At 66.3% G+C, this 24,601-nt stretch carries 27 protein-coding genes and 2 tRNA genes; 6 read left to right on the top strand and 23 right to left on the bottom strand.

Going from position 1 to position 24,601, the window contains the following annotated elements:
* Positions 1–65: 65 nt before the first annotated feature.
* The 9 genes from ASC79_RS02230 to ASC79_RS02190 form a co-directional block, all read right to left on the bottom strand.
* Entirely contained in the window at positions 66–494 is a 429-nt protein-coding gene (locus tag ASC79_RS02230) for a PaaI family thioesterase (RefSeq protein WP_056019051.1), read from the bottom strand.
* Entirely contained in the window at positions 487–897 is a 411-nt protein-coding gene (locus tag ASC79_RS02225; RefSeq protein WP_156378304.1) for a DUF192 domain-containing protein, read from the bottom strand. The genes ASC79_RS02230 and ASC79_RS02225 overlap by 8 nt, the downstream gene beginning before the upstream one ends.
* Before the next feature lie 223 nt (positions 898–1,120).
* Positions 1,121–1,726 (bottom strand): cold-shock protein, encoded by a 606-nt coding sequence (locus tag ASC79_RS02220; RefSeq protein ID WP_056019048.1) that lies wholly within the window; start codon positions 1,724–1,726, stop codon positions 1,121–1,123.
* Positions 1,727–1,891: 165 nt separating this feature from the next.
* Positions 1,892–1,966, bottom strand: a tRNA-Glu gene (locus tag ASC79_RS02215).
* 125 nt (positions 1,967–2,091) lie between these two features.
* Positions 2,092–3,891, bottom strand: a complete 1,800-nt coding sequence (recJ, locus tag ASC79_RS02210) for a single-stranded-DNA-specific exonuclease RecJ (RefSeq protein ID WP_056019045.1) — start codon at positions 3,889–3,891, stop codon at positions 2,092–2,094.
* 4 nt (positions 3,892–3,895) lie between these two features.
* Positions 3,896–4,849: a class II fructose-bisphosphatase gene (gene glpX / locus ASC79_RS02205; protein ID WP_056019042.1), complete on the bottom strand. Its 954-nt coding sequence runs from the start codon at positions 4,847–4,849 to the stop codon at positions 3,896–3,898.
* Positions 4,850–4,893: 44 nt separating this feature from the next.
* Positions 4,894–6,183: a homoserine dehydrogenase gene (locus tag ASC79_RS02200; protein ID WP_056019039.1), complete on the bottom strand. Its 1,290-nt coding sequence runs from the start codon at positions 6,181–6,183 to the stop codon at positions 4,894–4,896.
* Positions 6,180–7,400: an LL-diaminopimelate aminotransferase gene (locus ASC79_RS02195; protein ID WP_056019036.1), complete on the bottom strand. Its 1,221-nt coding sequence runs from the start codon at positions 7,398–7,400 to the stop codon at positions 6,180–6,182. The genes ASC79_RS02200 and ASC79_RS02195 overlap by 4 nt, the downstream gene beginning before the upstream one ends.
* A 117-nt stretch (positions 7,401–7,517) precedes the next feature.
* Positions 7,518–7,919, bottom strand: coding sequence for a hypothetical protein (locus tag ASC79_RS02190; protein WP_056019035.1), 402 nt, complete (start codon positions 7,917–7,919; stop codon positions 7,518–7,520).
* A 152-nt stretch (positions 7,920–8,071) separates the two neighbouring features.
* Between ASC79_RS02190 and phaC the strand changes: the two genes are divergently transcribed.
* Both phaC and ASC79_RS02180 read left to right on the top strand, forming a co-directional pair.
* Positions 8,072–10,021 (top strand): class I poly(R)-hydroxyalkanoic acid synthase, encoded by a 1,950-nt coding sequence (gene phaC / locus ASC79_RS02185; RefSeq protein WP_082531895.1) that lies wholly within the window; start codon positions 8,072–8,074, stop codon positions 10,019–10,021.
* A gap of 23 nt (positions 10,022–10,044) precedes the next feature.
* On the top strand, positions 10,045–10,992 hold the full coding sequence (locus ASC79_RS02180) for an alpha/beta hydrolase (protein ID WP_056019033.1): 948 nt from the start codon (positions 10,045–10,047) through the stop codon (positions 10,990–10,992).
* A gap of 57 nt (positions 10,993–11,049) precedes the next feature.
* Here the strand turns inward: ASC79_RS02180 and msrB are convergent, their stop codons facing one another.
* From msrB to rplM, 5 genes are all read right to left on the bottom strand, one after another.
* Positions 11,050–11,538 carry a peptide-methionine (R)-S-oxide reductase MsrB gene (msrB, locus tag ASC79_RS02175; protein ID WP_056019030.1) on the bottom strand — a complete coding sequence of 163 codons (489 nt, stop codon included), beginning with the start codon at positions 11,536–11,538 and terminating at the stop codon, positions 11,050–11,052.
* Positions 11,539–11,577: 39 nt separating this feature from the next.
* Positions 11,578–12,018, bottom strand: a complete 441-nt coding sequence (locus tag ASC79_RS02170) for a GNAT family N-acetyltransferase (RefSeq protein ID WP_200937065.1) — start codon at positions 12,016–12,018, stop codon at positions 11,578–11,580.
* The gene (gene argC, locus ASC79_RS02165) at positions 12,015–12,983 is read right to left on the bottom strand and encodes an N-acetyl-gamma-glutamyl-phosphate reductase (protein WP_056019027.1); all 969 of its coding nucleotides are present in this window, start codon (positions 12,981–12,983) and stop codon (positions 12,015–12,017) included. The genes ASC79_RS02170 and argC overlap by 4 nt, the downstream gene beginning before the upstream one ends.
* Positions 12,984–13,075: 92 nt before the next feature.
* Positions 13,076–13,546 (bottom strand): 30S ribosomal protein S9, encoded by a 471-nt coding sequence (rpsI, locus tag ASC79_RS02160; protein ID WP_056019023.1) that lies wholly within the window; start codon positions 13,544–13,546, stop codon positions 13,076–13,078.
* Between the two features lie 5 nt (positions 13,547–13,551).
* Complete coding sequence (rplM, locus tag ASC79_RS02155; protein WP_056019019.1) at positions 13,552–14,025, bottom strand: 50S ribosomal protein L13; 474 nt, start codon at positions 14,023–14,025, stop codon at positions 13,552–13,554.
* Positions 14,026–14,241: 216 nt separating this feature from the next.
* Here rplM and ASC79_RS02150 point away from each other — a divergent pair, with 216 nt between their 5' ends.
* The gene (locus ASC79_RS02150; protein ID WP_056019016.1) at positions 14,242–15,678 is read left to right on the top strand and encodes an alkaline phosphatase PhoX; all 1,437 of its coding nucleotides are present in this window, start codon (positions 14,242–14,244) and stop codon (positions 15,676–15,678) included.
* On the opposite strand, the gene ASC79_RS02145 is transcribed toward ASC79_RS02150, so the two are convergent.
* Positions 15,675–16,706 (bottom strand): COX15/CtaA family protein, encoded by a 1,032-nt coding sequence (locus ASC79_RS02145; RefSeq protein ID WP_056019013.1) that lies wholly within the window; start codon positions 16,704–16,706, stop codon positions 15,675–15,677. The genes ASC79_RS02150 and ASC79_RS02145 overlap by 4 nt on opposite strands.
* Before the next feature lie 138 nt (positions 16,707–16,844).
* Between ASC79_RS02145 and ASC79_RS02140 the strand changes: the two genes are divergently transcribed.
* Together ASC79_RS02140 and ASC79_RS02135 are read left to right on the top strand one after the other, a co-directional pair.
* On the top strand, positions 16,845–17,093 hold the full coding sequence (locus ASC79_RS02140; RefSeq protein ID WP_056019010.1) for a GlsB/YeaQ/YmgE family stress response membrane protein: 249 nt from the start codon (positions 16,845–16,847) through the stop codon (positions 17,091–17,093).
* 33 nt (positions 17,094–17,126) lie between these two features.
* Positions 17,127–17,330 (top strand): DUF2842 domain-containing protein, encoded by a 204-nt coding sequence (locus tag ASC79_RS02135; RefSeq protein WP_235528864.1) that lies wholly within the window; start codon positions 17,127–17,129, stop codon positions 17,328–17,330.
* A 161-nt stretch (positions 17,331–17,491) separates the two neighbouring features.
* On the opposite strand, the gene ASC79_RS02130 is transcribed toward ASC79_RS02135, so the two are convergent.
* From ASC79_RS02130 to ASC79_RS02100, 7 genes are all read right to left on the bottom strand, one after another.
* A tRNA-Pro gene (locus ASC79_RS02130) sits at positions 17,492–17,568 on the bottom strand.
* 90 nt (positions 17,569–17,658) lie between these two features.
* A complete protein-coding gene (locus ASC79_RS02125; protein ID WP_056019007.1) occupies positions 17,659–18,072 on the bottom strand; it encodes a MerR family transcriptional regulator in 414 nt (137 codons plus the stop codon).
* 13 nt (positions 18,073–18,085) lie between these two features.
* Positions 18,086–18,388, bottom strand: a complete 303-nt coding sequence (locus ASC79_RS02120) for an integration host factor subunit alpha (RefSeq protein WP_056019003.1) — start codon at positions 18,386–18,388, stop codon at positions 18,086–18,088.
* Positions 18,389–18,539: 151 nt separating this feature from the next.
* On the bottom strand, positions 18,540–19,520 hold the full coding sequence (locus ASC79_RS02115; RefSeq protein WP_056019001.1) for a beta-ketoacyl-ACP synthase III: 981 nt from the start codon (positions 19,518–19,520) through the stop codon (positions 18,540–18,542).
* Entirely contained in the window at positions 19,521–20,573 is a 1,053-nt protein-coding gene (gene plsX / locus ASC79_RS02110; protein ID WP_082531894.1) for a phosphate acyltransferase PlsX, read from the bottom strand.
* Positions 20,574–20,657: 84 nt separating this feature from the next.
* Positions 20,658–21,179, bottom strand: a complete 522-nt coding sequence (locus tag ASC79_RS02105) for a DUF177 domain-containing protein (RefSeq protein WP_056018995.1) — start codon at positions 21,177–21,179, stop codon at positions 20,658–20,660.
* Positions 21,176–21,706, bottom strand: coding sequence for a ubiquinol-cytochrome C chaperone family protein (locus ASC79_RS02100; protein WP_056020894.1), 531 nt, complete (start codon positions 21,704–21,706; stop codon positions 21,176–21,178). Before ASC79_RS02100 ends, ASC79_RS02105 begins: the two co-directional genes overlap by 4 nt.
* 105 nt (positions 21,707–21,811) lie before the next feature.
* Between ASC79_RS02100 and ASC79_RS02095 the strand changes: the two genes are divergently transcribed.
* The gene (locus ASC79_RS02095; RefSeq protein ID WP_056018992.1) at positions 21,812–22,303 is read left to right on the top strand and encodes an outer membrane protein assembly factor BamE; all 492 of its coding nucleotides are present in this window, start codon (positions 21,812–21,814) and stop codon (positions 22,301–22,303) included.
* A 75-nt stretch (positions 22,304–22,378) separates the two neighbouring features.
* On the opposite strand, the gene ASC79_RS02090 is transcribed toward ASC79_RS02095, so the two are convergent.
* Positions 22,379–24,505, bottom strand: a complete 2,127-nt coding sequence (locus ASC79_RS02090; RefSeq protein ID WP_056018990.1) for a sodium-translocating pyrophosphatase — start codon at positions 24,503–24,505, stop codon at positions 22,379–22,381.
* Positions 24,506–24,601: the final 96 nt, after the last annotated feature.

Below are 24,601 nucleotides of genomic sequence, written 5' to 3'. Positions count from 1 at the left end.
CGACGAGGGGCGGGATATAAGGCTTTGCCCTTTACCGCAATTGAACAAAGTCGCGACGCGACGCTCTAGCCGTGCCGGCGCATCAGCTTGAACACCGCAGAGCCGCGCACGACATCGGTTCCAGCCACGTGGGCGCGGGCTTCGACGAAGGCCACGTCGCGGGTCGCACGGGTCACATGCGCCTCGCCCATCACCCAATCGCCCACCCGCGCCATGTGCAGAAAGTCGATGGACAGGTGGATCGTCACCGCGGTGTGCCGCACGGCACGGTAGACCGCCGCCCCCATCAGCCCGTCGAGGAACGCCGTCAGCATCCCCCCGTGCACGAGCCCGATGCCGTTGGCGTGCCGAGGCAGCGCATAGAACGCCTGCTCGGTGACCTCGCCCATCTCGGCGCGATGGAAGTACGGGCCATTGTGGCTCGAGAACGGGCCGCGGCTGCCTGACGGCACGAAGCCGACGGGCGGCTCGGGAACGACGTCTTTGTCAGTCACGCTTGAAGATCCGATGCTCGATGCGGTCGCCTGGCATCAGGCCGAGCTCTCCCGCCCTGCCCCCAGCCAGTTCCAGGACGCCGACTATGGGACCGCCCGACGGGATCGGCGCCTCGGAGAGCGGCGTGGTGTTGCGGGCGATCGACAACACCGAGCCGTCGGCCCGGATGTAGATGATGTCCAGTGGGATCAGGGTGTTCTTCATCCAGAACGCCACTTCGCGCGGCGTCTTGAAGTCGAACAGCATGCCGCGATCGGGCGGAACTTCCTTGCGGAACATCAGCCCCTTTTCGCGCTTGGCCTCGGTGTCGGCGATCTCGACGAACAGGCGCGTCCGACCTGACGGCGTCACCACCTCCAGGACCTCAAATCCAGCGGGCGCCTGGCCGACAGCGCCGCCCATGGGGGCAGGCGCAGATCCGCTAACCGCCGCCGACGGGGCCGGCGATGGTTGGACGGCCTCCTGGGCTGCAGGTTCCTGAGCGCAGGCCGCAAGCAGCGCCAACGCGCTGACGAGCACGGTCAAGCCGCGGTGCGGCCACTTCAGACTGGGCACCGGAGAACTCCGAGGCTGTGGGTCCGGAGCGCGACGGGTGTCGCGCCCCAATCACGGGCCCCGAAGGACCCTAGGCCAGACCTACAGACTCGATCTCTGCGACGACAAGCCCTTTCGGACCTTCCGCGAAGCGAACCATGACGTCGTCGCCCGGTTGCAGGTCCTCGATGCCGGACCGGCGCAGGGTTTCGATGTGCACGAAGATGTCGCCGGTCTCACCGTCCCGGACTACGAAGCCGTAGCCCTTCGCCCGGTTGAACCACTTCACCTTGGCCCGCTCCAGCGGTCCTTGCGGCGCGAGCGGCCGACGCTGCGGACGGGCATTGAATCCGCCGCGGTCGAAGGCGTCGCGTCGCCCATGCTGCCCGTCGTCGTGACGTCGGCGGTCGGAAGGCGGCGGAGCGGAACTCTCGTCCACCTCCAGCACCTCGGCGACCTGCCACCCTTTGGGACGCCTGATCACGTCGCACACGATCACCGCACCCTCCAGAGCGCTTTCGCGTCCAGAGTTCCGAAGACTTGTGACATGAAGCAAAACGTCCTTCAGCCCCGTTTTATTCGGGTCATCAGGAACGACAAAACCATAGCCCTTGCCGGCGTCGAACCACTTCACACGCCCGCTGATCCGCACGGCTTCTTCGTGTGGACCTAATCCCTCAAATTCGTAACCAGACATATGCCCCTCTGGCCCCGGTCTCCCCCCGATCCTTTCGGATATGGCCAACCATAACAGTGTTCTTGTGGGCTAATGCCGTCAATGGGGCATTTTGCGGGCGACACACGCATCGGTCGTGTTTCTCGCGCCTGCGTCGCAATCCAGTGATTTTGGGGAGCCTCGCGGTGGCAGTCCCTAGGGGAGTCGAACCCCTCTCTCCAGGTTGAAAACCTGGCGTCCTAACCGATAGACGAAGGGACCGCGTCCGCGAGAGCGGTGTCTATATTGTCGATTCCGCGGGGGCGCAAGCGCCTTGCTCAAACCTTTTTCAGCACGCCGTTATTCAAGCCCCCACGGCGCCCCGCCAGCCCCTTCCAGCTCAAGGCTCAGCCGACGCGTCGGGGGTCCGCGACGTCCTCGATTTCGAGCTCCACGCTCTCACGTCCTTGCCAGTCATCAGGCTTCAGCCGCCCGGCGACGTGGATCGCCCCTGCCTGATTGAGCAGCCGCCGGCCAAGCTCGGTTTCCTCGGCACGCCAGGCGACAGCCTTGAGCCGTCCGCCGGAGCTGTCGGTCAGCGTCACACGCACATGCCCGCCGCGCAGCGCCATCGGGCGCTCGACCCGTACATTGGCCGCGGCGAACATTGGCTCAGGGTTTCCTGGGCCGAACGGCGCCATCGCCTGGAAGGCCTGCCAGAGCCCCCTGTCCGACCCGCCGGCGGTCACCAGAGCGTCGATATCCAAGGCGTCCTCAGCGGCCGCAATCTGCGCCTCCGCGGCGACACGGTCGTTCAGGAAGGCCCGAAGGTCCGGGATCAGCTCTGGCCGCACCGACAGCCCCGCGGCCATGGCGTGGCCGCCGCCGGCCAGCAGCAGCCCTTCGTCGAAGGCGGCCTGCACCGCGCGGCCCAGGTTCACCCCCGGCTGCGAGCGGCCAGAGCCCTTGCCGATGTTCGCGGCGCGGTCGATCCCGATCACCAAGGTCGGCTTGCGATAACGTTCGCGCAGGCGGCTGGCGACGATGCCGATCACACCCGGGTGCCAGCCATCGGCGGCCACAAGAGCCATCGGCGCGTCGGCCTGGTTGCTCTCGCGCTCCACCACGCGCACGGCCTCGTCGAAGATCTCCTTCTCGACCTCCTTGCGCGAGGCGTTGAGCTCATCGAGCTCCGCCGCCAGGGCGGCCGCCTCTTCCGGATCATCGGTCGACAGCAGCCGTGCGCCCAGGTCCGATCGGCCTATGCGTCCGCCGGCGTTGATCCGCGGGCCGAGGATGAAGCCTGCGTGGAACACGCTGGCCGGCCCCGAACCCTTGGCCACCTCCAGCAGCGCCTTCAGGCCCGGGTTGCGCCAGGCCGACATCACCTTCAGCCCCTGGGCCGTCAGGGCGCGATTGAAGCCGACCAGCTGGGTCACGTCGCAGATGGCGCCCAAGGCCGCCAGATCGAGCCATTGGCGCAGGTCGGGCTCCGGGCGGCCCTCGAACAGTCCCCTGCCCCGCGCCTCGCGGTTCAGCGCAGCCAGCAGCACGAAGGCGACCCCGGCGGCCGCGAGCACGCCCTGGCCTGACTCGCAGCCAGGCCGGTTGGGATTCACAAGCGCGGCGACATCGGGGATCTGGTCGCGCATCAGGTGGTGGTCGATCACCACCACCTCCAGGCCGATCTCCTTGGCGCAAGCTAGCGCCTCATAGGCGGCCGCGCCGCAGTCGACCGTGACCACCAGATCGACGCCCGACTCGCGGATCTTGCGGAACGCGGCCGGGGACGGGCCGTATCCCTCGGTCATCCGGTCCGGGACGTAGATCGACAACTCCTTGCCCATCACCCGGAACCAGCGCACGAGCTGGGCGGCGCTGGAGGCGCCGTCCACATCGTAGTCCGCAAAGACGGTCATCGGCCGGTCGGCCAGCAACGCGTCGATCAGGATCGCCGCGGCCCGGTCCATGTCTAGGAAGCTCGAGGGATCGGGGAACAGCGCCTTGAGTGTCGGATTGAGGTAGTTCTCGCCCGCATCGGCCCCGACCCCGCGTGAGGCCAGCGCCCGCGCCAGGGGCTCGGACAGGCCCAGCGACAGCTGATGGCGGCGAACGACGGCGGCGTCCGCCGGCCGCTCGCGCCACGCACGGCCGGTCAGCGACCGCTCGACGCCGAGATATCCCGCTTCAGGGCCCCCGTCGGGCAAGGTCCTAGACCGCCCGCTTCATCCGCACTTCACGCACCGTGCGGGTGGACGAGTTCATGACCAGGGTGTGGGTGTGGACGAAGCCGTCCTCGTACGTCACGCCGTCCAGCAGCGCGCCGTTGGTGACGCCGGTCGCCGCGAAGATCGCGTCGGCGCGGACCATCTCGTGCAGGTCGTACTTCTTGTCGAGGTCGGTGATCCCAACCCGCGCCGCACGCGCCTTTTCGTCATGATTGCGGAACACCAGGCGCCCCTGGAACTGGCCGCCCACGCACTTCAGCGCCGCGCAGGCCAACACGCCCTCCGGCGCCCCGCCCTGGCCGACATAGAGGTCGACGCCGGTGGTCGGGTCGGCGGTGTTGATCACGCCGGCGACGTCGCCGTCGGTGATCAGGTAGACCCGCGCGCCGACCGAACGGACCGAGGCGATGATCTCCGCGTGACGCGGGCGGTCCAGAACGCAGACCGTGATCTCGGACAGCTCGACGCCCTTGGCCTCTGCCAGCGTCTTGACGTTCTCGGCCGGGGTCTTGTCCAGGTCGATCACGCCGGGCGGGTAGCCCGGACCACAGGCGATCTTGTCCATGTAGGTGTCGGGGGCGTTGAGCAGACTGCCCTTCGGCGCCCATGCCATCACCGCGAGCGCGTTGGCCTGGGCCTTGGCGGTCAGGGTCGTGCCTTCCAGCGGGTCGAGCGCGATGTCGATCGCCGGGCCGCTGCCCCGACCGACCTTCTCGCCGATGTAGAGCATCGGGGCCTCGTCGCGCTCGCCTTCGCCGATGACGATCTCGCCGTCGATGTCGAGATCGTTCAGGGCGGTGCGCATGGCGTCGACGGCGGCCTGGTCGGCCGCCTTCTCGTCACCGCGCCCCACCAGCTTCCAGGCGGCGATCGCAGCGATCTCCGTCACCCGGACCGCATCCATGACCAGACCGCGATCCAGATTTTCCGAACTCATCTGTCTCTCCCGGCGCTCGAGAGGCGCTGACTGTCGTAGGATTCTTATATGCGGGCGATCCGCAGCAGGCGCGGTCTTTCCAGCACCGCCGATAGATTGGCGATGCGGTCGATCGCCGCCGTAAGCACCGACTCGGCCACCGCGTGCGTCGTCAGCACGATCGGCACGCCCTCGGCGTTGTCCACCGGCTTTTGCAGGAAGCTCTCGATCGAGACCCCCGCCTCGGCAAGGGTTTCGGACACCGCAGCGATGACGCCCGGCTCATCCTTCACCAGGAAGCGCAGATACGCCCGGCTCATGCTCTTGGCCGGATCGACCGGCGTGAAGGGCTTGAGCGACTGGGCCGGCGCCTGGAACACCGGACGGGTGGCGCCCGTCATCACGTCGGCGATGTCGGCCGCCACGGCGGCGGCGGTCGGCCCCGAGCCGGCGCCCGGGCCCTGGATGAAGATGCGGCCGATCCGCGTACCCTCGATGAACAGCGCGTTGAGCGCGCCGCCCGCCTGGGCCAGCGGATGGTTCTGGGCGACCAGGGTCGGATGGACCCGGACCAGCACGCCGTCGTCCGAACTGTTCGCCGAGGCGATCAGCTTGATCTTGTAGCCAAGGTCCTTGGCGAGCTGGATATCGAGCAGCGCGACCTGGTCGATCCCCTCGATCTCGGCCGCGGCGTAGTTCGGCGCGCAGCCGAAGGCCAGGGCGGCCAGGATCGAGATCTTGTGCGCGGCGTCGAAACCGCCGACGTCCATCGTCGGGTCGGACTCGGCGTAGCCCAGGCGTTGGGCCTCGGCCAAGACGTCGGCGAACGAACGCCCGCCGCTGTCCATTTCCGAGAGGATGTAGTTGCAGGTGCCGTTGAGGATGCCGGCCACGGACTTGACGTCGTCGCCGACCATCGCCTCGCGCAGCATCTTCACGGCCGGGGTGCCGCCCATCACCGCGGCCTCGAACAGCAGCGGCACGCCTTTGGCCTCGGCCAGGGCCGCCAGTTCGGCGCCGTGCTCGGCGATCAGCGCCTTGTTGGCGGTGACGACCGGCTTGCCTGCGTGCAGCGCCGCCTCCACCGCGGCCTTCGCCGGACCGTCCGAGCCGCCGATCAGTTCGACGAAAACGTCGATGTCCGGCGACTTCGCCAACTCGACCGGATCGTCGAACCAGGGCAGGTTCGAAATGTCGAACGGACGCGGCCGCGAACGCGAGCGCGCCGACACGCCGGTCACCACGGCCTTGCCGCCGGCCGGTGCGAAGCCCGGCCGGTCAGACAGGAAGTTCAACAGCCCGCCGCCGACGGTGCCCAGGCCCGCGACGCCAACCCGCCACTCAGTTTTACTCATTGCGCCGCCATGGTGTTGTGGGCCCTGCCGAGGATCTCGTCGGCGTTGGCCAGGAATTTCTTCACGTTGCGCGCGGCTTGGCGGATCCGGTGCTCGTTCTCCACGAGCCCGATACGCACATAGCCCTCGCCGTATTCGCCGAACGCCACGCCGGGCGCCACGGCCACGCCGGCCTCCTCGATAAGAAGCTTGGCGAACAGCATCGAGCCCGCCTCCTTGAACTTCTCCGGCAAGGGAGCCCAGGCGAACATCGAGGCGGGCGGCGGCGGGATGTCCCAGCCCGCGCGCTTCATTGATGACACCAGGGTGTCGCGGCGCGCCTTGTAGATCGCGCGGATCTCATCGACGCAGTCCTGCGGCCCGTTCATCGCGGCGGCCGCCGCAACCTGGATCGGCGTATAGGCGCCGTAGTCGAGATAGGACTTAACCCGCGCCAGCGCCGCGCACATCCGCGCGTTCCCGACGACCATGCCCACGCGCCAGCCGGCCATGGCGTAGGTCTTCGACAGCGAGTTGACCTCGACCGCGATGTCCTTGGCCCCCTCGACCTGCAGGATCGACGGCGGCGGATTGTCTTCGAAGTAGATCTCCGAATAGGCGATGTCCGACAGCACGAGCATCTCGTGCTTCTTCGCCAGGGCGACCGCCTCCTTGTAGAAGTCGAGGTCCACCCATTGGGCGGTCGGGTTGGACGGATAGGACAGGATCAGGACGCTGGGCGGCGGGGCGGAGTGTTTCACGGCGCGGCTGATGCCGGCCAGATACTCTTCCGGCGACGGCGCGGGCACGTGGCGGATCACGCCGCCGGCCATGATGAAGCCGTAGGCGTGGATCGGATACGCCGGGTTCGGGCAGATCACGACGTCGCCGGGCGCGGTCAGGGCCTGGGCCAGGTTGGCGAAGCCCTCCTTGGAACCGAGCGTCGCGATGACTTCGGTGTCCGGGTTCAGGTCGACGTCGAACCGCTTCTTGTAGTAGCCGGCCATCGCCTTGCGCAGGCCAGGTATGCCCTTCGAGGCGGAGTAGCGGCCCGCTTTCGGGTCGCGCGCCGTCTCGATCATTTTGTCGACGATGTGCTTGGGCGTCGGCATGTCGGGATTGCCCATGCCGAAGTCGATGATGTCGACACCTTCGCCGCGAAGCCGCGCCTTGATGCGGTTCACCTCTTCAAAGACGTACGGCGGAAGGCGGCGGATACGGTGGAATTCGGGAGTCATTTTGAGCTCTGGCCGCGACGCCCGCGGCGGTGGGGGAGCTGAAGTCGCGCATGGATAGCCCCCGAGGCGAGGCCAGCCAAGCAGGTTCAAGGTTATTTATGCCCCCGTCAGCCGCTTTTACCTCGGCGACGGAGGCGGGGTAGCTCGTTCCCGCAGTTCCTTGGCGAACGCCTCGCTCGACGGCGTGGTGGACTCGGTCGGTCCGATGTCCGGCCCGACCTGCGAGCGGGCGCGCGCGACGAAGCGCTCCGTGCCCGTCAGCGTCCAGGTGCTCGGCGCCGTCGCCGTTTCGACATTGGCGCGCGCGACTTCCAACTGGTCGGCGGCCTGGCCCCATGACGCCAACGGCCGCTGCGCGCTGGGCGGCGGCGGAATGTCGGCGAAGGTCGGAAAGGCCCGCGACTCATGCGCCATGCGCGCAACGTCCTCGGCGACCGCAGAATTGGCGTCGACCTTCGCTTCGGCGAAGGGATTACCGGCGCAACCCGCCAGCAGCGCGGCCGTCGCGGCGCAGCCCAAAAGCCCCCGAGCGGAGGCTCCGAGCGACGAACATGCAAAAAGTCGTAGCAGCGCGTTCATTTCCTTCCCGGTCTTATGCCACTATCGCCTCGGGCGGAAGAGCGTGAGCACCTTCGTCCCAAAGGAATGCAAAGGTGGGAGGAACCCGGGCAATGAGCGATCACGCCGCAGCGCCGCCGAAAGCCAAGAGCAAGAAAAAGGCGAAGGCGGCTGAGAAGGCCTCCGCCAAGCCCAAGCATGCGTCGTCCCCGCCGCCTGCGCCCGAACCGGCGCCGGGCCCCGCCGCGCCGCCACCGACCGGCGCCGCGCCAAGCTTTGAGCAGCTGAGCGCCGACCAGCGCGACGTCGTCGAGAAATTGTCAGCCAATCTGGCCCGCGCCGCCCTCACCGCCCAGGGCGCGATCGCCGAGGCGGCCCTGCGCCAGGCCGAACGGCCTGCCGGCCTGCAACCCGACCCATTCCACGTGGCGCCGGCCCTCACCGACGTCATGGGCCGCCTGATCGCCCAGCCTGACCGGCTGGTGCGCGCCCAGGCCGACCTCTTCCAGCGCTACCTGGAACTCTGGCAGAGCGCAGCCCGCCGCGCCGGAGGCGAAAGCGTCGAGCCGATCGTACGCCCGGAAAAGGGCGACAAGCGCTTCAACGATCCGGACTGGGCCGAGAACCCCGTCTTCGACGTCATCAAGCAATCGTACCTTCTGACCTCGAACTGGCTGAACGGCCTCGTCGCCGAGGTCGAGGGCGCCGACCCGATGAGCAAGCGTCGCGTCGAGTTCTTCATGAAGATGCTCACCGACGCCTTCTCGCCGTCCAACTTCCTGGCCTCCAACCCCGCGGCCCTGCGCGAGGCGATGGCCAGCCGCGGCGAGTCGCTGGTCAAGGGCATGGAGAACTTCGCGCTCGACCTGACCCGCGGCGGCGGTCAGCTGGCGATCAGCCAGACCGACTACGAAATGTTCAAGATCGGCGAGAACGTCGCCACGGCGCCCGGCAAGGTCGTCTTCCAGAACGAGATCCTGCAGCTCCTGCAGTTCAATCCGACGACCGAGCAGGTCCACGAGATCCCGCTGCTGATCTTCCCGCCGTGGATCAACAAGTTCTACATCCTCGATCTGAGGCCAGAGAACTCGATGATCCGCTGGCTGACCGACCAGGGCTTCACGGTCTTCGTGGCCTCTTGGGTCAACCCGGACCCCGCCCTCGCCGGCAAGACCTTCGAGGACTACATGCACCAGGGCATCTACGCCGCCACCGAGGCGGCGATGTCCCAGGCTGGCGTCGATCGCGTGAACACCGTCGGCTACTGCATCGGCGGCACCCTGCTCTCCTCGTCCCTGGCGCACATGGCCGCCAAGAACGACCAGCGCATATCTTCGGCGACCTTCTTCGCCGCCCAGCAGGACTTCGCCGAAGCCGGCGATCTGCTGCTGTTCACCAACGAGGACTGGCTGGGCGACCTGGAGAAGCAGATGGACGCCGCCGGCGGCGTTCTCTCAGGCCAGGCCATGGCCGAGACCTTCAACTCGTTGCGCGCCAATGACCTGATCTGGTCGTTCTTCGTGAACAACTACCTGATGGGCAAGGAGCCCAAGCCCTTCGACCTGCTGTTCTGGAACTCCGACCAGACCCGGATGCCCAAGGCGCTGCACCTGTTCTATCTGCGCAAGTTCTACGGCGAGAACGCCCTCTCGAAGGGCGAGCTGGTGCTCGATAACGTCCAGCTCGACCTGAAAAACGTGAAGACGCCCGTCTATGTGCAGTCCTCCAAGGAGGATCACATCGCTCCTGCGCGTTCGGTGTATCGCGGCGCGCGGCTGTTCGGGGGGCCGGTCACCTTCACCCTGGCCGGATCGGGCCACATCGCCGGCGTGATCAACGCTCCGGTGGCCAACAAGTACCAGCACTGGACCAACAGCGATCTGCCCGAGTCGGTCGAGCAATGGATGGGCGGCGCGGTCGAAACGCCCGGGTCCTGGTGGCCGCACTGGGCGCAGTGGCTGCGCGCCAAGTCCGGCGGTCTGGTCCCCGCCCGCGATCCCGCCAAAGGCAAGTTCACCCCTATCGAGGACGCGCCAGGCTCCTATGTGAAGGTGAAGTCGTAGGCGGCTGAGCTTTCGGGGGCGAGATGATCAAGGCGATCGGGCTGGGGCTGGCGGCGCTGCTGGCCCTGTGGGTTGGCGCGGGCTTCGCGCTGGTGGCGCTATCGGGACACTTCGAGCCCAGCGGCCGATCCGTCGATGTCGGCGGCCGGAAGCTTCGGCTCGTCTGCGCCGGTCCCAAGACCGACCAGCCGGTGATCTGGATGGAGGCCGGCGCCTGGGGCCTGGCCGCCGACTTCGCCGCCATCCAGCAACGTCTGGCGGCCAAGGGCCTTCGCTCCTGCGCCTATGACCGCGCAGGCATGGGCTTTTCCGATCCGGGGCCCAAGCCACGCGACAGCGCGGCAATCGCCGCGGATCTCGGCAAACTCATCGCCGCCTCGGGAGAAATCGGGCCGTTCGTGTTCATGGCCCATTCGATGGCCGGCCAGCACATCCGCCTCTACGCCGGCCAGCACCCCGAGCAGGTGGCCGGCCTCGTTCTCCTGGAAGCGACGACGCCTGAAATGGCCGCGAGCCCGGACGCGCAACGGTTCCTCGACCGCGTGCAGATGGTGGCGCGGGCCAGCGCGATCGCCGGCAGCCTGGGATTGACCAAGATCGCCTACTACAAGGGCGACCGCATCGGCCTGCCGCCGCAGGGCCAGGCGGAAAAGCGCCACGCCTTCGTCTCGGGCCGCCATGCGCGCACGGCCGCCGACGAGGTAATGGTCTGGCCACAAGGCGCCGCCCAGGCCGCGGCCGTGCCGCTGAACCCCGACTGGCCGGTGGCGGTGATCACGGCAGGCGATTCTGAGCTCATGGCGGGGTGGAACAAGGCGCGGCGCGCGCCGGAGCGTAACTCCCGCGCCGGCTACTACGAGAACGAGCCCAACGCCGGGCACGCGACGCTGCTGGGCCTCACCCACTCCGATGCAGTGCTGCGCGGCGTAGATCATGTGCTCGCCGCGCTACAACCATCGGCAGGTTCCTAGACGCCTCGACCTAATACCTGCCGATTGGCGCGCTATTGGGAAGGTTGCTGCGGCCCGTCACGCCTTGGCGGGAATGAACCGCAATGCGTCGCCGTTGTTGCAGTATCGCAGGCCCGTCGGACGGGGTCCGTCCGGGAACACATGCCCCTGATGCCCCAGGCAGCGGGCGCAGTGATATTCCGTCCGCGGCACGCCGATCGCAAAGTCGGTCTTCTTGCCCATAGCGCCCTTGATGGCGGTGTAGAAGCTGGGCCAACCGGTCCCGCTCTCGAACTTCCAATCCGAAACGAACAGCGGCAGCGCGCAACCGGCGCAGACATAGGTCCCCTTGCGCTTTTCCTTGTTCAGGGGACTGGTGCCGGCCATCTCCGTCGCCTCCTTGCGAAGGACGTTGTAGGTCGGCGTATCCAGGCGCTTGCGCCACTCGGCGTCCGAAAGCTTACGCCACGGCGAGGCGGCATAGGGATCCGTGGCCGCGCCTGCGAGCCCTGGCGCAAAAGCCAGGGCCGATCCCATCAGAAAGGCGCGTCTGTCGATCTTGCTCATGCCGGGAGATACGGCGCTCTCCCGACTGCGGATGCAAGCCTAGCGGCCGGGCCACCTGTAGAGCGCGTCGGGGGTCTGTTCCTCGTTGTCCGCGCCGTCGGTGAGCCGCACTAGGCTGAATCCGCGCTTCTCATAGAAGCGGCGCGCCCGCGCGTTCTGCTGGAAGGTCCAGAGTTCCCGAGCCGTCCCGTCCTCCAGCGCCTTGGCGAGCAGTTCAGGGCCAAGGCCCCGCCCCTGGTGATCGGGGTGGATGTAGAGATGGCTGATCCAGCCCGGTTTGAAGGCGATATAGCCGACAATCTCACCGTCCGCCTCGCCTACCCAAACCTCGTTCTCCCGGAACAGGTGTTCGCTGAAGAACCACAGGTCTTCCTCGGGCGTATGAAGCTCCGGAAGATACGGCAGCGACACGCGCATGACCTGCCGATGCAGCCGGGCTACTTCCGCTGAGTCGGCGAGAACGGCCCGGCGCAGGCTCACAGTCCCTCGCCTTCGGGCAGACCGAGCATGATGTTCAGGTTCTGAACCGCCGCTCCCGACGCGCCCTTGCCGAGGTTGTCCAGCACTGCGATCAGCCGCGCCTGGCCGCGGCTCTCGTTGCCAAAGACGTACAGCTTCATCTTGTTGGTGCCGTTCAGCGCCTCCGGATCGAGCGCCGCGTTGTAGCCGGCCGCGCCGGCCCGCGCCGCCTGAAGCTCCGCGCACTCGGCCTCGGAACCGACCAGGACGAAGGCCTCGCCCTCATAGGCGCCCGCCAAGCTGTCGCGCAGGTCCTTCACGGACCGGCCCTTCAGATGCAGCGGGACCTCCACCAGCATGCCCTGCGCGTAGCGGCCGACCGCCGGCGAGAACAACGGCGCATTCTCCAGCCCCGTATAGACCGCCATCTCCGGCAGATGCTTGTGGTTCAGCGTCAGGCCGTAGTCTCGGAACGCATCGCGCGTGCCGGTCGGTTGCTCATGCTGCTCGAATTCCTCGATCAGGCCGCGGCCGCCCCCGGAGTAGCCGGAAACGCCGTGCACGCTGAGCAGTGCGTCGGCCGGCAGCAGCCCGTCTCGGACCAGCGGCGCCACCAGCGCGATGAATCCCGTCGACCAGCAGCCGGGGTTCGTGACGCGCTTCGACGCGCGGATGGCGTCGCGATGCCCAGGCTTCCACTCGGGGAAGCCGAAGACCCATTCGGGCGAGACCCGGTGCGCGGTCGAGGGGTCGACGATCTTGACTGCCGGGTTGGTGATCATCTCGACCGCTTCCTTGGCCCCTTCGTCGGGCAGGCAGAGGATCGCGACGTCGACGCCGTTCAGCAACTCCGCGCGGGCAGCCGGATCCTTGCGCTTGGCCGGGTCGATCGACACGACTTCCAGGTCGCGGCGCTCGGCCAGGCGTTGCCGGATCTGCAGGCCAGTGGTGCCGGCTTCGCCATCGATGAAGACTGTGTGGGCCATGATCGGAAATCCAGAACAGGTGGATCAGATAGCAGAAAGGGCGCCTCGGTTTCCCGAAGCGCCCTTCCCAAACGCGATTTCTCGCGCAGCTCTTAGCGCTTCGAGAACTGGAAGCTGCGGCGGGCCTTGGCCTTGCCGTACTTCTTACGCTCAACGACGCGGCTGTCGCGGGTCAGGAAGCCGTGCGGCTTCAGGACCGGGCGCAGGGCCGGTTCGTAGTAGGTGAGAGCCTTGGACAGGCCGTGGCGGATGGCGCCGGCTTGGCCCGACAGGCCCGAGCCTTCGACCGAGACGATCACGTCGAACTGGCCGACGCGGTCGGTGACCTGGAACGGCTGGGCGATCATCATGCGCAGGACCGGGCGAGCGAAGTACACTTCCTGGTCGCGGCCGTTGATCGTGATCGTGCCCTTGCCGGGCTTGATCCAGACCTTGGCGATCGCGTTCTTGCGCTTGCCGGTCGCATAGGCGCGGCCTTGAGCGTCGATCTTCGGCTCAGCCGGCGCGGCTTGCGGGTTGGACGAGAGGCCTTGCAGGGCCTCGAAACCTTGGGTCTCGGACATCTGTCTTACAGGCTCCGCACGTTCTTGGCGTTCAGCGAAGCGAACGCGATGGTCTCGGGGTTCTGCGCTTCGTGCGGATGCTCGCCGGCATTGTAGATGCGCAGGTGCGTCATCTGCTTGCGGGCCAGCGGGCTTTCCTTGGGCAACATGCGCTCAACGGCCTTTTCCAGGATGCGCTCCGGATACTTGCCGCCGAGGATCTTGTCCGCAGTGCGTTCCTTGATGCCGCCCGGATAACCGGTGTGCCAGTAGTAGGTCTTGTCCTGCAGCTTTTTGCCGGTGAACTTCACCTTGTTCGCGTTGACGACGACGACATAGTCGCCGCAATCGACGTGCGGGGTGTAGTCCGGGCGGTGCTTGCCGCGAAGACGCATGGCGATGAACGAAGCGAGACGGCCGACCACGGCGTTCTCTGCATCGATCACGATCCACTTCTTCTCGACGTCGGCGGGCTTCAGCGAAGCCGTCGTCTTCATCATGGGAACGGGTCCGTTAGGTTAGCGGGACGAGAAGGTCCCGGCGAGGGCGCGGCTAGTACGGGGTTACCAACCGCCTGTCAACAGCGTTTGCGCTCGACGATCCTCAAATCGTTACCACATAAGGCTTTGCTGCGTGAGGTATTATGATACCGCGCATTTTCGCTGCTTGGCTTCTATGGTCTAGGCCCGTCCCATGGCCCAGCTGGAAAGCCCTTCATGTTCGCGTCGCGTCGCCAGTTCCTTCAGACCGCAGCCGCCTCCGCCGCCTTTGCAGGGCTCGCACGGTACGCCAACGCCCAAATCACCTCCGACGCCGACGGCTATTCCAACCCGGGCTACGCTAGCGAAGTGACGGGCTATGGCCCCCTCCTTCGCGACCCGGCCGAAATCTTCGACCTGCCCGAGGGCTTCTCTTACAAGGTCATCTCGCGCTTCGGCGACAGGATGGACGACGGGCTTATCGCCGCCGGCAAGATGGACGGCATGGGATGCTTCCCGGCAGGGCGCAACAAGGTCGCCCTCGTCCGCAATCACGAGATCAGCCCCCCTCCCCGCGATCTGAAGATCACAGCTTTCGGCGAGGATCGTAGTCTGGCGGGCAGGATCAAAGCCTCCGACCTCTACGATACGGACATCGAAGGCCTGCCGCTGGGCGGCGGCACGAGCACGCTGATCTATGACCTCAAGTCGCGCGAACTGAAGGCTCAGCACCTCAGCCTTGCGGGATCCGCCGTCAACTGCGCTGGCGGCGTGACGCCCTGGGGCTCGTGGCTGACCTGCGAGGAAACCGTCGTGAAGGCCGGTCAGGGCGTGAAGAAGGACCATGGCTGGGTCTTCGAAGTGCCTTCAGCCAAGCGTGGCCTGGCGGAGCCCATCGCGATCACCGGCATGGGGCGTTTCAAGCACGAGGCCTGCGCGATCGATCCGCGCACTGGCGTGATCTACCTCACCGAGGACGAGGTCGACGGCAAAGGCCTATTCTACCGATACCTGCCCAACGACCGGCGCAAGCTGCACGCCGGGGGCAAGCTGCAGGCCCTGGCCGTCATCGGCGAAGGCGATCCGCGCAACTGGGACGCCGTCTCCTGGAAACAGGGCGACTGGCGCAACGTCCGCTGGATCGATCTCGACGGCGTCGACAATCCGGGCAACGACCTGCGTCAGCGTGGGAATGCGGCAGGGGCCTCATGGTTCGCGCGTGGCGAAGGCATCTTCTTCGGCAAGGACGAGCTCTACTTCACCTGCACCAGCGGCGGGCCGAAGTTCCATGGTCAGGTGATGCGCTACGTGCCCAGCCCACATGAGGGCCAGGCTGGGGAGCTTGATGAGCCGGGCCGCCTGCAACTGTTCGTCGAGCCCTCGGACACCCGCGTCATGGAGATGGCGGACAACCTCGCCATCGCACCCTGGGGGCATATCGTGACCTGCGAGGACAAGATCGGCGGCACCAACTACCTGCGCGCCATCACGCCTCAGGGCCAAATCTACACCCTCGGGCGAAACGCCCAGACCCTGCCAGGCGCCAAGGTCCGCGGCACGTCCGAACTCGCCGGGGTCTGCTTCTCACCGGACGGTTCGACTCTGTTCGTAAACATCTACGCGCCCGGCTGCACGCTTGCGATCACCGGGCCTTGGGCGTCCCTGAAGACCTAGGGACGCCGCACGCGCCAGCCGAAGGCCACCGCAAGCGAAAGCACCACGGCGGCCGTCACCTGGTGGGCCATGCCCAACCAGACCGGCACCCCGGCTACAAGCGTGACGATACCAAGCAGCGCCTGCAACACGATGGCTGCGCCGGTGGCCAGGGCGAGCAACTTCGCTTCGGCCGGCAGATAGGGCGAACGCGCAGCCACCCAGGCCATGCCGACGCCGACAGCGGTCAGCACATAGGCGATGACCCGGTGATTGAACTGCACGGCGGCCTGGCTATGCGCCAAGGTCGCCCAAAGTCCATTGCCTGCGTAGTCCGCGGGGAACAGCGCCCCATTCATCAGCGGCCAGTCGTTGTAGACAAAGCCGGCGTCGTTCCCAGCGACAAGCGCGCCCAACAGGATCTGGAAGAAGATCAGGCCGATCAGAACCCATGCACCGCGGGTCCAGGGGCTCGGCACCGTCTGGCGCGGGGCGCCCGACCAGGCGTCCAGTGCGGTCCACACCAGGGCGCCCAGCAGAGCGAACGCCAGGCCGAGGTGGATCGCCAGGCGCTCGGGCGCGACCGACACGCGATCCACGAGGCCGCTGGCGACCATCCACCACCCCACCGCGCCCTGCAGCCCGCCCAGCACGAACAGACCGGTGCATCGGATGATCAGGCGCCTGGGCATTTCCCGGCGGATGAGGAAGTAGGCGAACGGCAAGGCGAACACGGCGCCAACCAGGCGGCCGAGCAGGCGATGGCTCCACTCCCACCAATAGATGGCCTTGAAGGCCTCCAGGGTCATGCCCTTGTTGACCTGCTGGTACTGCGGAATCTCTTTGTACCGCGCGAACTCGTCGGCCCAGTCCTGCGCCGACATCGGCGGCAGCGCGCCGGTCACCGGCTTCCACTCAGTGATCGAAAGGCCGGAGTCGGTCAGACGAGTCGCGCCTCCGACAACCACCATCGCCAGCACTAGGGCGGCGACGATGAACAGCCAAATCGCAACCGGGCGTGACCGGTCTGAACGAAGAAACGAGGTCATGACTTAAGGTGCAGGCTCTTCAGGGCGTTCTTACGGCGATCCGCTATCGGAGATCGCGCCTAAGGTCCATGCTCGGGAGGCGGAACCACGGAAGCTTGACCGCATTTGGTGAGTGGGACTCAACCGGAGGGTTAAACTATGCAGGGCGTGGGTATTATCGGGTGGATCATCATCGGCATCGCTGCCGGCTTCGTCGCCGAGAAGGTGATGAAACGTGACCACGGGCTACTGACCAACCTGCTTGTCGGGGTGGTCGGGGCGCTGCTCGGCGGCTGGATCGCCGGGCTCATCGGCTTCAGTTTTGGCGGCTGGATCGGCAGCTTCATCGTCGCCTCACTCGGCGCGATCATCCTTCTGTTCCTCCTGGGCCTCATCAAGAAGCGCTAGGACGTGACGGCGCGCGCGCTGGCGCCTATAGGCATGGGCATGAGCGCGCGCGTCCGAAAGTTTATTGGCGGAATCGGCATCGTCGCCTTCCTGGGCTTCTATGCCTGGGTGATGACGATGATCGGGGAACGGTTGCCCAACCATTGGGCGGCGCAACTGGCGTTCTATGGAATCGGTGGCCTGGCTTGGGGCGTTCCGATTCTCCCGCTGATCTCCTGGATGAACCGCGGCCGATGAAGTCGCCCTGTCGCGGGCGGTCTCCGACCTGCGGCTTGAATGCAAAGCGAGCCCCGCCAGCCTGCACGTGCGCTCAGCGCACGCGGCGCTGAATTCGCGTCAGTCGTAGCAGATCAGTATCTGAGATTTGGAGGAAACGGTCCCGATGACCGTATAGCCGATGGTCGGAGCGACAGGATTCGAACCTGCGACCCCTTGACCCCCAGTCAAGTGCGCTACCAGGCTGCGCCACGCTCCGACATCGGCAAGGCGGCCCTTCTAACCGCTTGCGCACGGCGGGCAAGCTGTATTTCGGGGTCGGAGGACGATCAGATCCTTCGGTGTGGCGTCAGCCCTTGTCCAGCAAGGTGTCAAGGCGACGCTTGGCGCTTTGAAGATCGCCCAAGGCGAAGAGCAGACGCTCGCGGCTCTCCTCGGTGAGATCGCCATTGGCCAGATCGACGGCCAGGCCCTCGGGATGCGGCCCCACGTCGCCGTCAGCAGCCGCCAGCAGGCGCTTCAGCCCCTGCTCCTTATGCAGTTTCTGCACACCCTTGATGGTGTAACCGGCGTCGTGCAGCAGCGCGCGCACGCCACGCAGGACTGCGATGTCCTGCGGGCGATAGAAACGTCGGCCGCCCGCGCGTTTCATAGGCCTGATAAAGGAGAACTTGGTCTCCCAGAACCGCAGCACATGCTGCGGCACGTTCAGCTCGTCGGCTGCTTCCGAGATCGTCCGAAAAGCGTCCGGGCCCTTGGCCACTTGGCCGCCTTCCTCACTTCGCCAGGGCGCGGTCCACCCGCGCCTTCATGACCTGGGAGGCCCGAAAGCCAATCACCCGACGCGGCTCGATCGCGGCGGGCTCCCCGGTCTTGGGATTGCGACCCATCCGGGCGCGCTTTTCACGCACCTGGAAGACCCCAAATCCCGAAAGTTTCACCTGTTCGCCCTTTTCGAGGGCCTGGGCCATCAGTTCCAGAGTCCGCTCGACCAGCTCGGAACAATCCTGCCGAGTCAGTCCCACTTCCTCGTGAACCGCCTCACACAGGTCGGCCCGCGTCACAGTAGCGCCTTTCATGAACGCCCCTACCCCGAAAAAACACCGTTACTCTAATAATCGACCCGCCGTCACTACCTGATTGTCACGCCAGGTCAAAGACTTCGAGCTCAATTGTCCGAACGCACCCTCGCGCCTACGCGCGCCAGACGCAAGCGCTTCGCAACAAAGGTTACAACCGAACGACGCAGGCGCCCCAGGTCAGACCGCCCCCCATCGCTTCCAGGAGCAACATCTGCCCGGGCTTGATGCGGCCGTCCTGCATGCCCTTCCACCAGGCCAACGGAATCGAGGCGGCGGAGGTGTTGGCGTGTTCAGCGACGGTCGAGACGACCTTGGATTCGTGGATCCCAACGCGCTTGGCCACCCCTTCGAGAATTCGCTGGTTGGCCTGGTGTGGAATGAACCAATCGACGTCCTCGATGGGTACGCCCGCGTCGGCGGCGGCGGCGGTGATCGCCTCGGAAATATTCACGACTGCGTGGCGGAACACCTGGTTGCCCTGCATCCGCAGATGACCGATCTGGCCGTTGGTGGAGACACCGCCATCGACGTAGAGCAGGTCCTGCTTGGTGCCGTCAGCCCGGAGCGCAAAACCGAGGAGACCCCGATCGGCAGTCGTCCCCTCGCCTTCCTGCGGCTCGAGCACCACGGCGCCAGCGCCGTCGCCGAAGAGTACGCAGGTGCCGCGGTCGGTCCAGTCCATCAATCGGGTCATGGTCTCGGCGCCGATGACCAGTGCGCACTTCGAACGCCCGCGCGCGACAAAGCCGTCGGCGGTCGAGAGCGCATAGACGAAGCCCGAGCACACGGCTTGAACATCAAAGGCGATGCCGACCGGACACCCCAGCTTGCGCTGCACGATCGTCGCCGTGGCAGGAAAGGTCAGATCGGGCGTCGTAGTCGCCACGATGATCAGGTCAACGTCGGCGGGCGTCTTGCCGGCGGCTTCCAGAGCCCGGCGCGCCGCCTCGACGGCTAGGTCGGAGACCGGCTGGTCCTTTGCCGCGCGATGGCGCTGTCGGATACCCGTGCGTTCGACGATCCACTCATCGGAAGTGTCGACGATCTCGGACAAATCGCTGTTCGTGACGATCTCGTCGGGCAAATAGCCTCCGACGCCGGTCACAACGCTACGCAGAACTTTGGTCACTCAGGCGGCTCCATCCACGGCCGGCGGCTGTTGTTCGGCCACCGCGGCGGTAAGCCGCGTCATATTCCGTTCGATCTCCGCTGCGAAGTCGCTTTGCGCGAGCTTCGAGGCCATGCGGATCGCCGCGGCGATATCCCGGGCCGAGGCGCCGCCGTGGCTCTTCACCACCACGCCATTGAGGCCAAGCAGAGGCGCGGCGGCGTCAGGGCTCAGTTTTTCGCGGAACTTCAGCAACCCGGACTTGGCCATCAGCGCGCCGAGCTTGGCGGTCAGCGTACCGGTCAGCGCCGCACGTAGCTCGCCCCCCAGGTATTTCGCCGTTCCTTCGGCCGTCTTCAGCGCGATGTTGCCGGTGAAGCCGTCCGTCACGACCACATCGACCTTGTTCTGGGATAGCTCGTCGCCCTCGACAAAGCCCCGATAGTCGAGATCGAACTTGCCGGACCGCAGGATCGCGTGCGCCTGGCGCACCTCCTCGTGGCCCTTCATGTCTTCGGAGCCGACATTCAGCAGGCCTACGGTCGGCCTCGCCACACCGTGCGCCGCCCGGTGGAACGCCTCGCCAAGGATGGCGAACTCCACGAGACGCTCGGCGTCGCAGTCCACGTTGGCGCCGACGTCAAGCACGGTAGTGATTCCCCGCACGCCCGGCCATCCAACCACCAGGCACGGGCGCTCCACATCCACGCTCATCCGCAGCTGAAGCAGCGAAATGGCCATCAGCGCGCCCGTGTTTCCCGCGGAAACGGCGCCCATGGCTTCGCCCGCCTTCACGGCCTCGATCGCCGACCACATGGAGGTGCCCTTGCCGCGGCGCAGCGCCTGAGCGGGTTTCTCGTCCATGGCCACCACGCGTTCGGCGTGACGGATCTCGACGCGGTCTCTCAACACCGGATGTTTTGCGAGTTCCGCCCCGATGGCGTCCTGGTCGCCGTGCAGCAAGAAGCGCAAGGCGGGGGCCTCAGCGGCCGCGAGGGCGGCGCCGGGGACGACGGTTGAGGGGCCGTGGTCGCCCCCCATTGCATCAATTGAAATGGTCAGGGATCTCGTCACGGCGCTGCTTCACCCCTCACAGCGTCGCGCCGTAAGCACGCTCAGGATAGGTCCCGAGGCGCCTCGATGCAAATAGAGAGCCGATCACGCACCATCGTCCTTCAACCGCTTGAGGACCGCGAAAGGCGATTCCTCGGTAACGTCAGGCTGGTAGTCGAATTCCGCGCCCGGCTTTCGCGGAAATGGGTCGATTTCGAGAGCGAGCAATTCGACTAGATAGGCCGCGAGATCGACCTCATCCGATGTCAGCACGTCCGGCGGATCGGGCGCATCAAGGTCCATCTCGACCTCGCCCCCCTCCGAATCGGCCGGAGCGTTCGGGCTCCCCGCCGGCACGGCCCTCACCGTGATGTCGCCGTCGACGTGCGTCTCGAAGGGATCGAGCGAGACACCGCAAATCTGCTCAACGGTCGCCTTGAAGCGCCCGCTGATCTCCGCGCCATCAAGCCATGGGCGGACGGTCATCCGTGCGTGAAGCGCCGGAAGGCTCTCCAGCCCGAGTTCCTTGGCGATCTGGGCGCGCATTTCAGCATCCGGCTCAAGGGTGACGCTCACCGGACCGCGGGCCAGGTCCGAAAGCCGGACGCTGTGACGCCAGGCGCTCATGCCGCACCCCAGGCGGCTTGAGCCTCGAGGAGCGTCTCAAGTTTCTGCTCGGCGAGCGCGGCCCGCTGCCGGAGCACATATTCACCCAGCTTGGCGACATTCTCGGCTCCGCCCTGGGCATAGACGGTGCGGCCAAGCAGAGCGTGCAGGTGGTCGGTCTGCGGCAGGGCTGCGAAGGCGGATTCGTAGGACTTCACGCGGCCGTAGAAGGCCTCGCCGAGCTTGCGCATCTTCTTGCCGACCGAAAGATCGCCGACTCCCATTTCACGCAGCGCATCGTCCAGCGCCCCAAGATAGGTGTCGAAGAGCGCCTGGGAGGTGTCGCTGGCGCGGGCGCCCTGGCCCCTCAACCGATCCAGCAAGAGAAAGACGTGGACGGTGTAGAGCTCGAATCGGCCCTCCACCGTGTCGGGCACGCCGTAGGCCTCATAGAGGGCCGGCGTGCGCGCCTGCGCGACAACGCCGGCGTACAGTTTCTGCCCCATGGCCAGGCTCGTGCGGGGGCGGAAGAAGCGGTCCAGAAACATGTCGGCCTCGATTTCGCCGTCAGGCGCAGATACAGGCGGCATTGAACTAAGGGGCGGCGAGCGATAGGTCAAAGCCTCGAAGAATTGAACAGGTCCGGTCCGCACATGTTTCGCCGCGTCGCCTATGCCGCACTCGCCGCTGGTCTGCTGACCTCGGCCACCGCCTGTGCGCCTATTACGACCTATTCCGGGTTCCAGGCCATCGAGGCCAATCCCAAGGACGTAAAGGTCGGAACCGACACCAAGTCGACCGTCCGCGCCAGCCTGGGCTCGCCGTCGGCGACCTCTACCTTCGACCCGAACGTCTGGTTCTACATCGATCAGGTGAAAGAGCGTGTGGCGTTCCGCCGCCCCGTCGTGACCTCGCGAAACGTAGTCGCGGTGACGTTCGACAAGGACAGCGAGGTCGTGAAGACCGTGGACACGATGACGCTGAAGGACGGCAAGGTCATCGCCTTCAACGGTCGCGAGACCCCGACCCGGGGCCGTGAGCTGACGATTCTCGAACAGCTCCTCGGCAACGTCGGTCGCGGCGGCATGCTGCCGAATGCGGACGACGAAGGGCTGCCCGGCTCCCGCCCCGGCGATCGTCGCTAGAACAGACATTCCCGACGAACAAAAAAGCCCCGGAGAGATTCTCCGGGGCTTTCTCTTTGCGATATCGCGTGCGGCTTAGCCGACCACTCCATGCGCGAGGACCGCCAGCAGCAGCAGAGCCACAATGTTGGTGATCTTGATCATCGGGTTCACGGCGGGACCAGCCGTGTCCTTGTAGGGGTCGCCGACGGTGTCGCCGGTGACCGCGGCCTTGTGAGCCTCCGAACCCTTGCCGCCATAGTGACCTTCTTCGATCAGCTTCTTGGCGTTGTCCCAGGCGCCGCCGCCCGAGGTCATCGAGATGGCGACGAACAGGCCGGTGACGATCACGCCCATCAGCATGGCGCCCAGGCTGGCGAAGGCGTTCACCTTGCCAGCGATCATGTTGATGATGATGAACAGCACGATCGGCGAAAACACCGGCAGCAGCGAAGGCACGATCATCTCCTTGATCGCCGCCTTGGTCAGGATGTCCACCGCCCGGCCGTATTCCGGCTTCACCTCGCCGGTCATGATTCCCGGGTTCTCCTTGAACTGACGGCGAACCTCGGCCACGACCGACTCGGCCGCCCGACCCACTGCGGTCATGGACATGCCGCCGAACAGGAAGGGCAGCAGCCCCCCGATCAGCAGGCCGACCACGACATAGGGGTTGGAGAGATCGAAGGCCACCGCGCCCAGTCCGTCGAAGAACGAGCCCGGGGCCGCGTTGGCCGCGAAGTACTTCAGGTCCTCGGTATAGGCCGCGAACAGCACCAGGGCGCCGAGGCCGGCCGACCCGATGGCGTAGCCCTTGGTCACGGCCTTGGTCGTATTGCCGACCGCGTCGAGCGCGTCGGTGGTGACACGGACTTCCGGCGGGAGGCCGGCCATTTCCGCGATGCCGCCCGCGTTGTCGGTGACTGGACCAAAGGCGTCCAGGGCAACGATGAAGCCCGCCAGCGACAACATGGCCGTGGTGGCGATGGCGATGCCGAACAGTCCGGCAAGGCCGTGGGCCACGATGATCCCGACCACAATGACCAGGGCCGGCGCCGCAGTGGATTCCAGCGACATGGCCAACCCCTGGATCACGTTGGTGCCGTGACCGGAGACCGAGGCCTTGGCCACCGACTTCACCGGACGGAAGCCCGTACCGGTGTAGTACTCGGTGATCACCACGATCAGCGCCGTGACGACCAGCCCGGTGATGCCGCACCAGAACAGGCTCATCGCGTCGAAGGTCTTATCGCCGACCGTGAGCGGGCCAGTGACCAGCGTGGTCATCACCCAGTAGATCGCCGCCACCGACAGGACACCGGTAAGGATCAGGCCCTGGTAGAGCGCGCCCATGATGTTGTTGGACTTGCCCAGACGCACACCGAAAGTGCCGATGATCGACGTGACGATGCAGACGCCGCAGATGGCGAGCGGCAGCAGCATCATGCTGCTGACCACGTCCGTGCCGCGGAAGAAGATCGCCGCCAGCACCATGGTGGCCACTGTGGTCACGGCGTAGGTTTCGAACAGGTCGGCGGCCATGCCGGCGCAGTCACCGACGTTGTCGCCCACGTTATCTGCGATGGTCGCGGCGTTGCGGGGGTCGTCTTCCGGAATGCCGGCCTCGACCTTGCCGACCATGTCGCCGCCGACGTCCGCGCCCTTGGTGAAGATCCCGCCGCCGAGGCGGGCGAAGATAGAGATCAGCGAGGCGCCGAAGCCCAGGGCGACCAGCGAATCGACGACCTCACGGCTGGTGTTCTCGTGCCTCAAGGGCCCGATGAGGATGGCATAGTAGCCCGCCACGCCGATCAGGGCGAAGCCGGCCACCAGCATGCCGGTGATGGCCCCGGACTGGAAAGCGAGCGAAAGGCCCTTCGCCAGGCTCTCGGAAGCCGCTTGCGCCGTGCGTACGTTCGCGCGGACGGAGATCAGCATCCCGATGAAGCCCGCCGCGCCCGACAGGATCGCGCCGATCGCGAAACCGACCGCAGCCAGCGGCCCGATCAGGATCGCCGCGGCGATGAGGACCACGACGCCGACGATGGCGATGGCCGTGTACTGACGCCGCAGATAGGCTTGCGCCCCTTCCTGGATCGCCGCGGCGATCTCCTGCATGCGTGGATTACCGGGAGAAGCCCGCAACAACTGTGCGGTTCGCACGATGCCGTAGAGCACCGCCAATAGGCCGGCGGTGATCACCAGCGTAAGCGTAAGACTCATGTTCTAAGCGCCCCTATCGATTGCGAGAAGACGCTGGCCGCCGCCCACGATTGGGCGGTGCTCAACGCTCCAGGCCCCTGTCGTTTTTCCCTCAAG

This window comes from Phenylobacterium sp. Root1290 (assembly GCF_001425305.1).
Lineage (GTDB): Bacteria > Pseudomonadota > Alphaproteobacteria > Caulobacterales > Caulobacteraceae > Phenylobacterium.
Note: the sequence above shows the minus strand (reverse complement) of the source record. Positions and strands in the feature narration are given on the sequence as shown.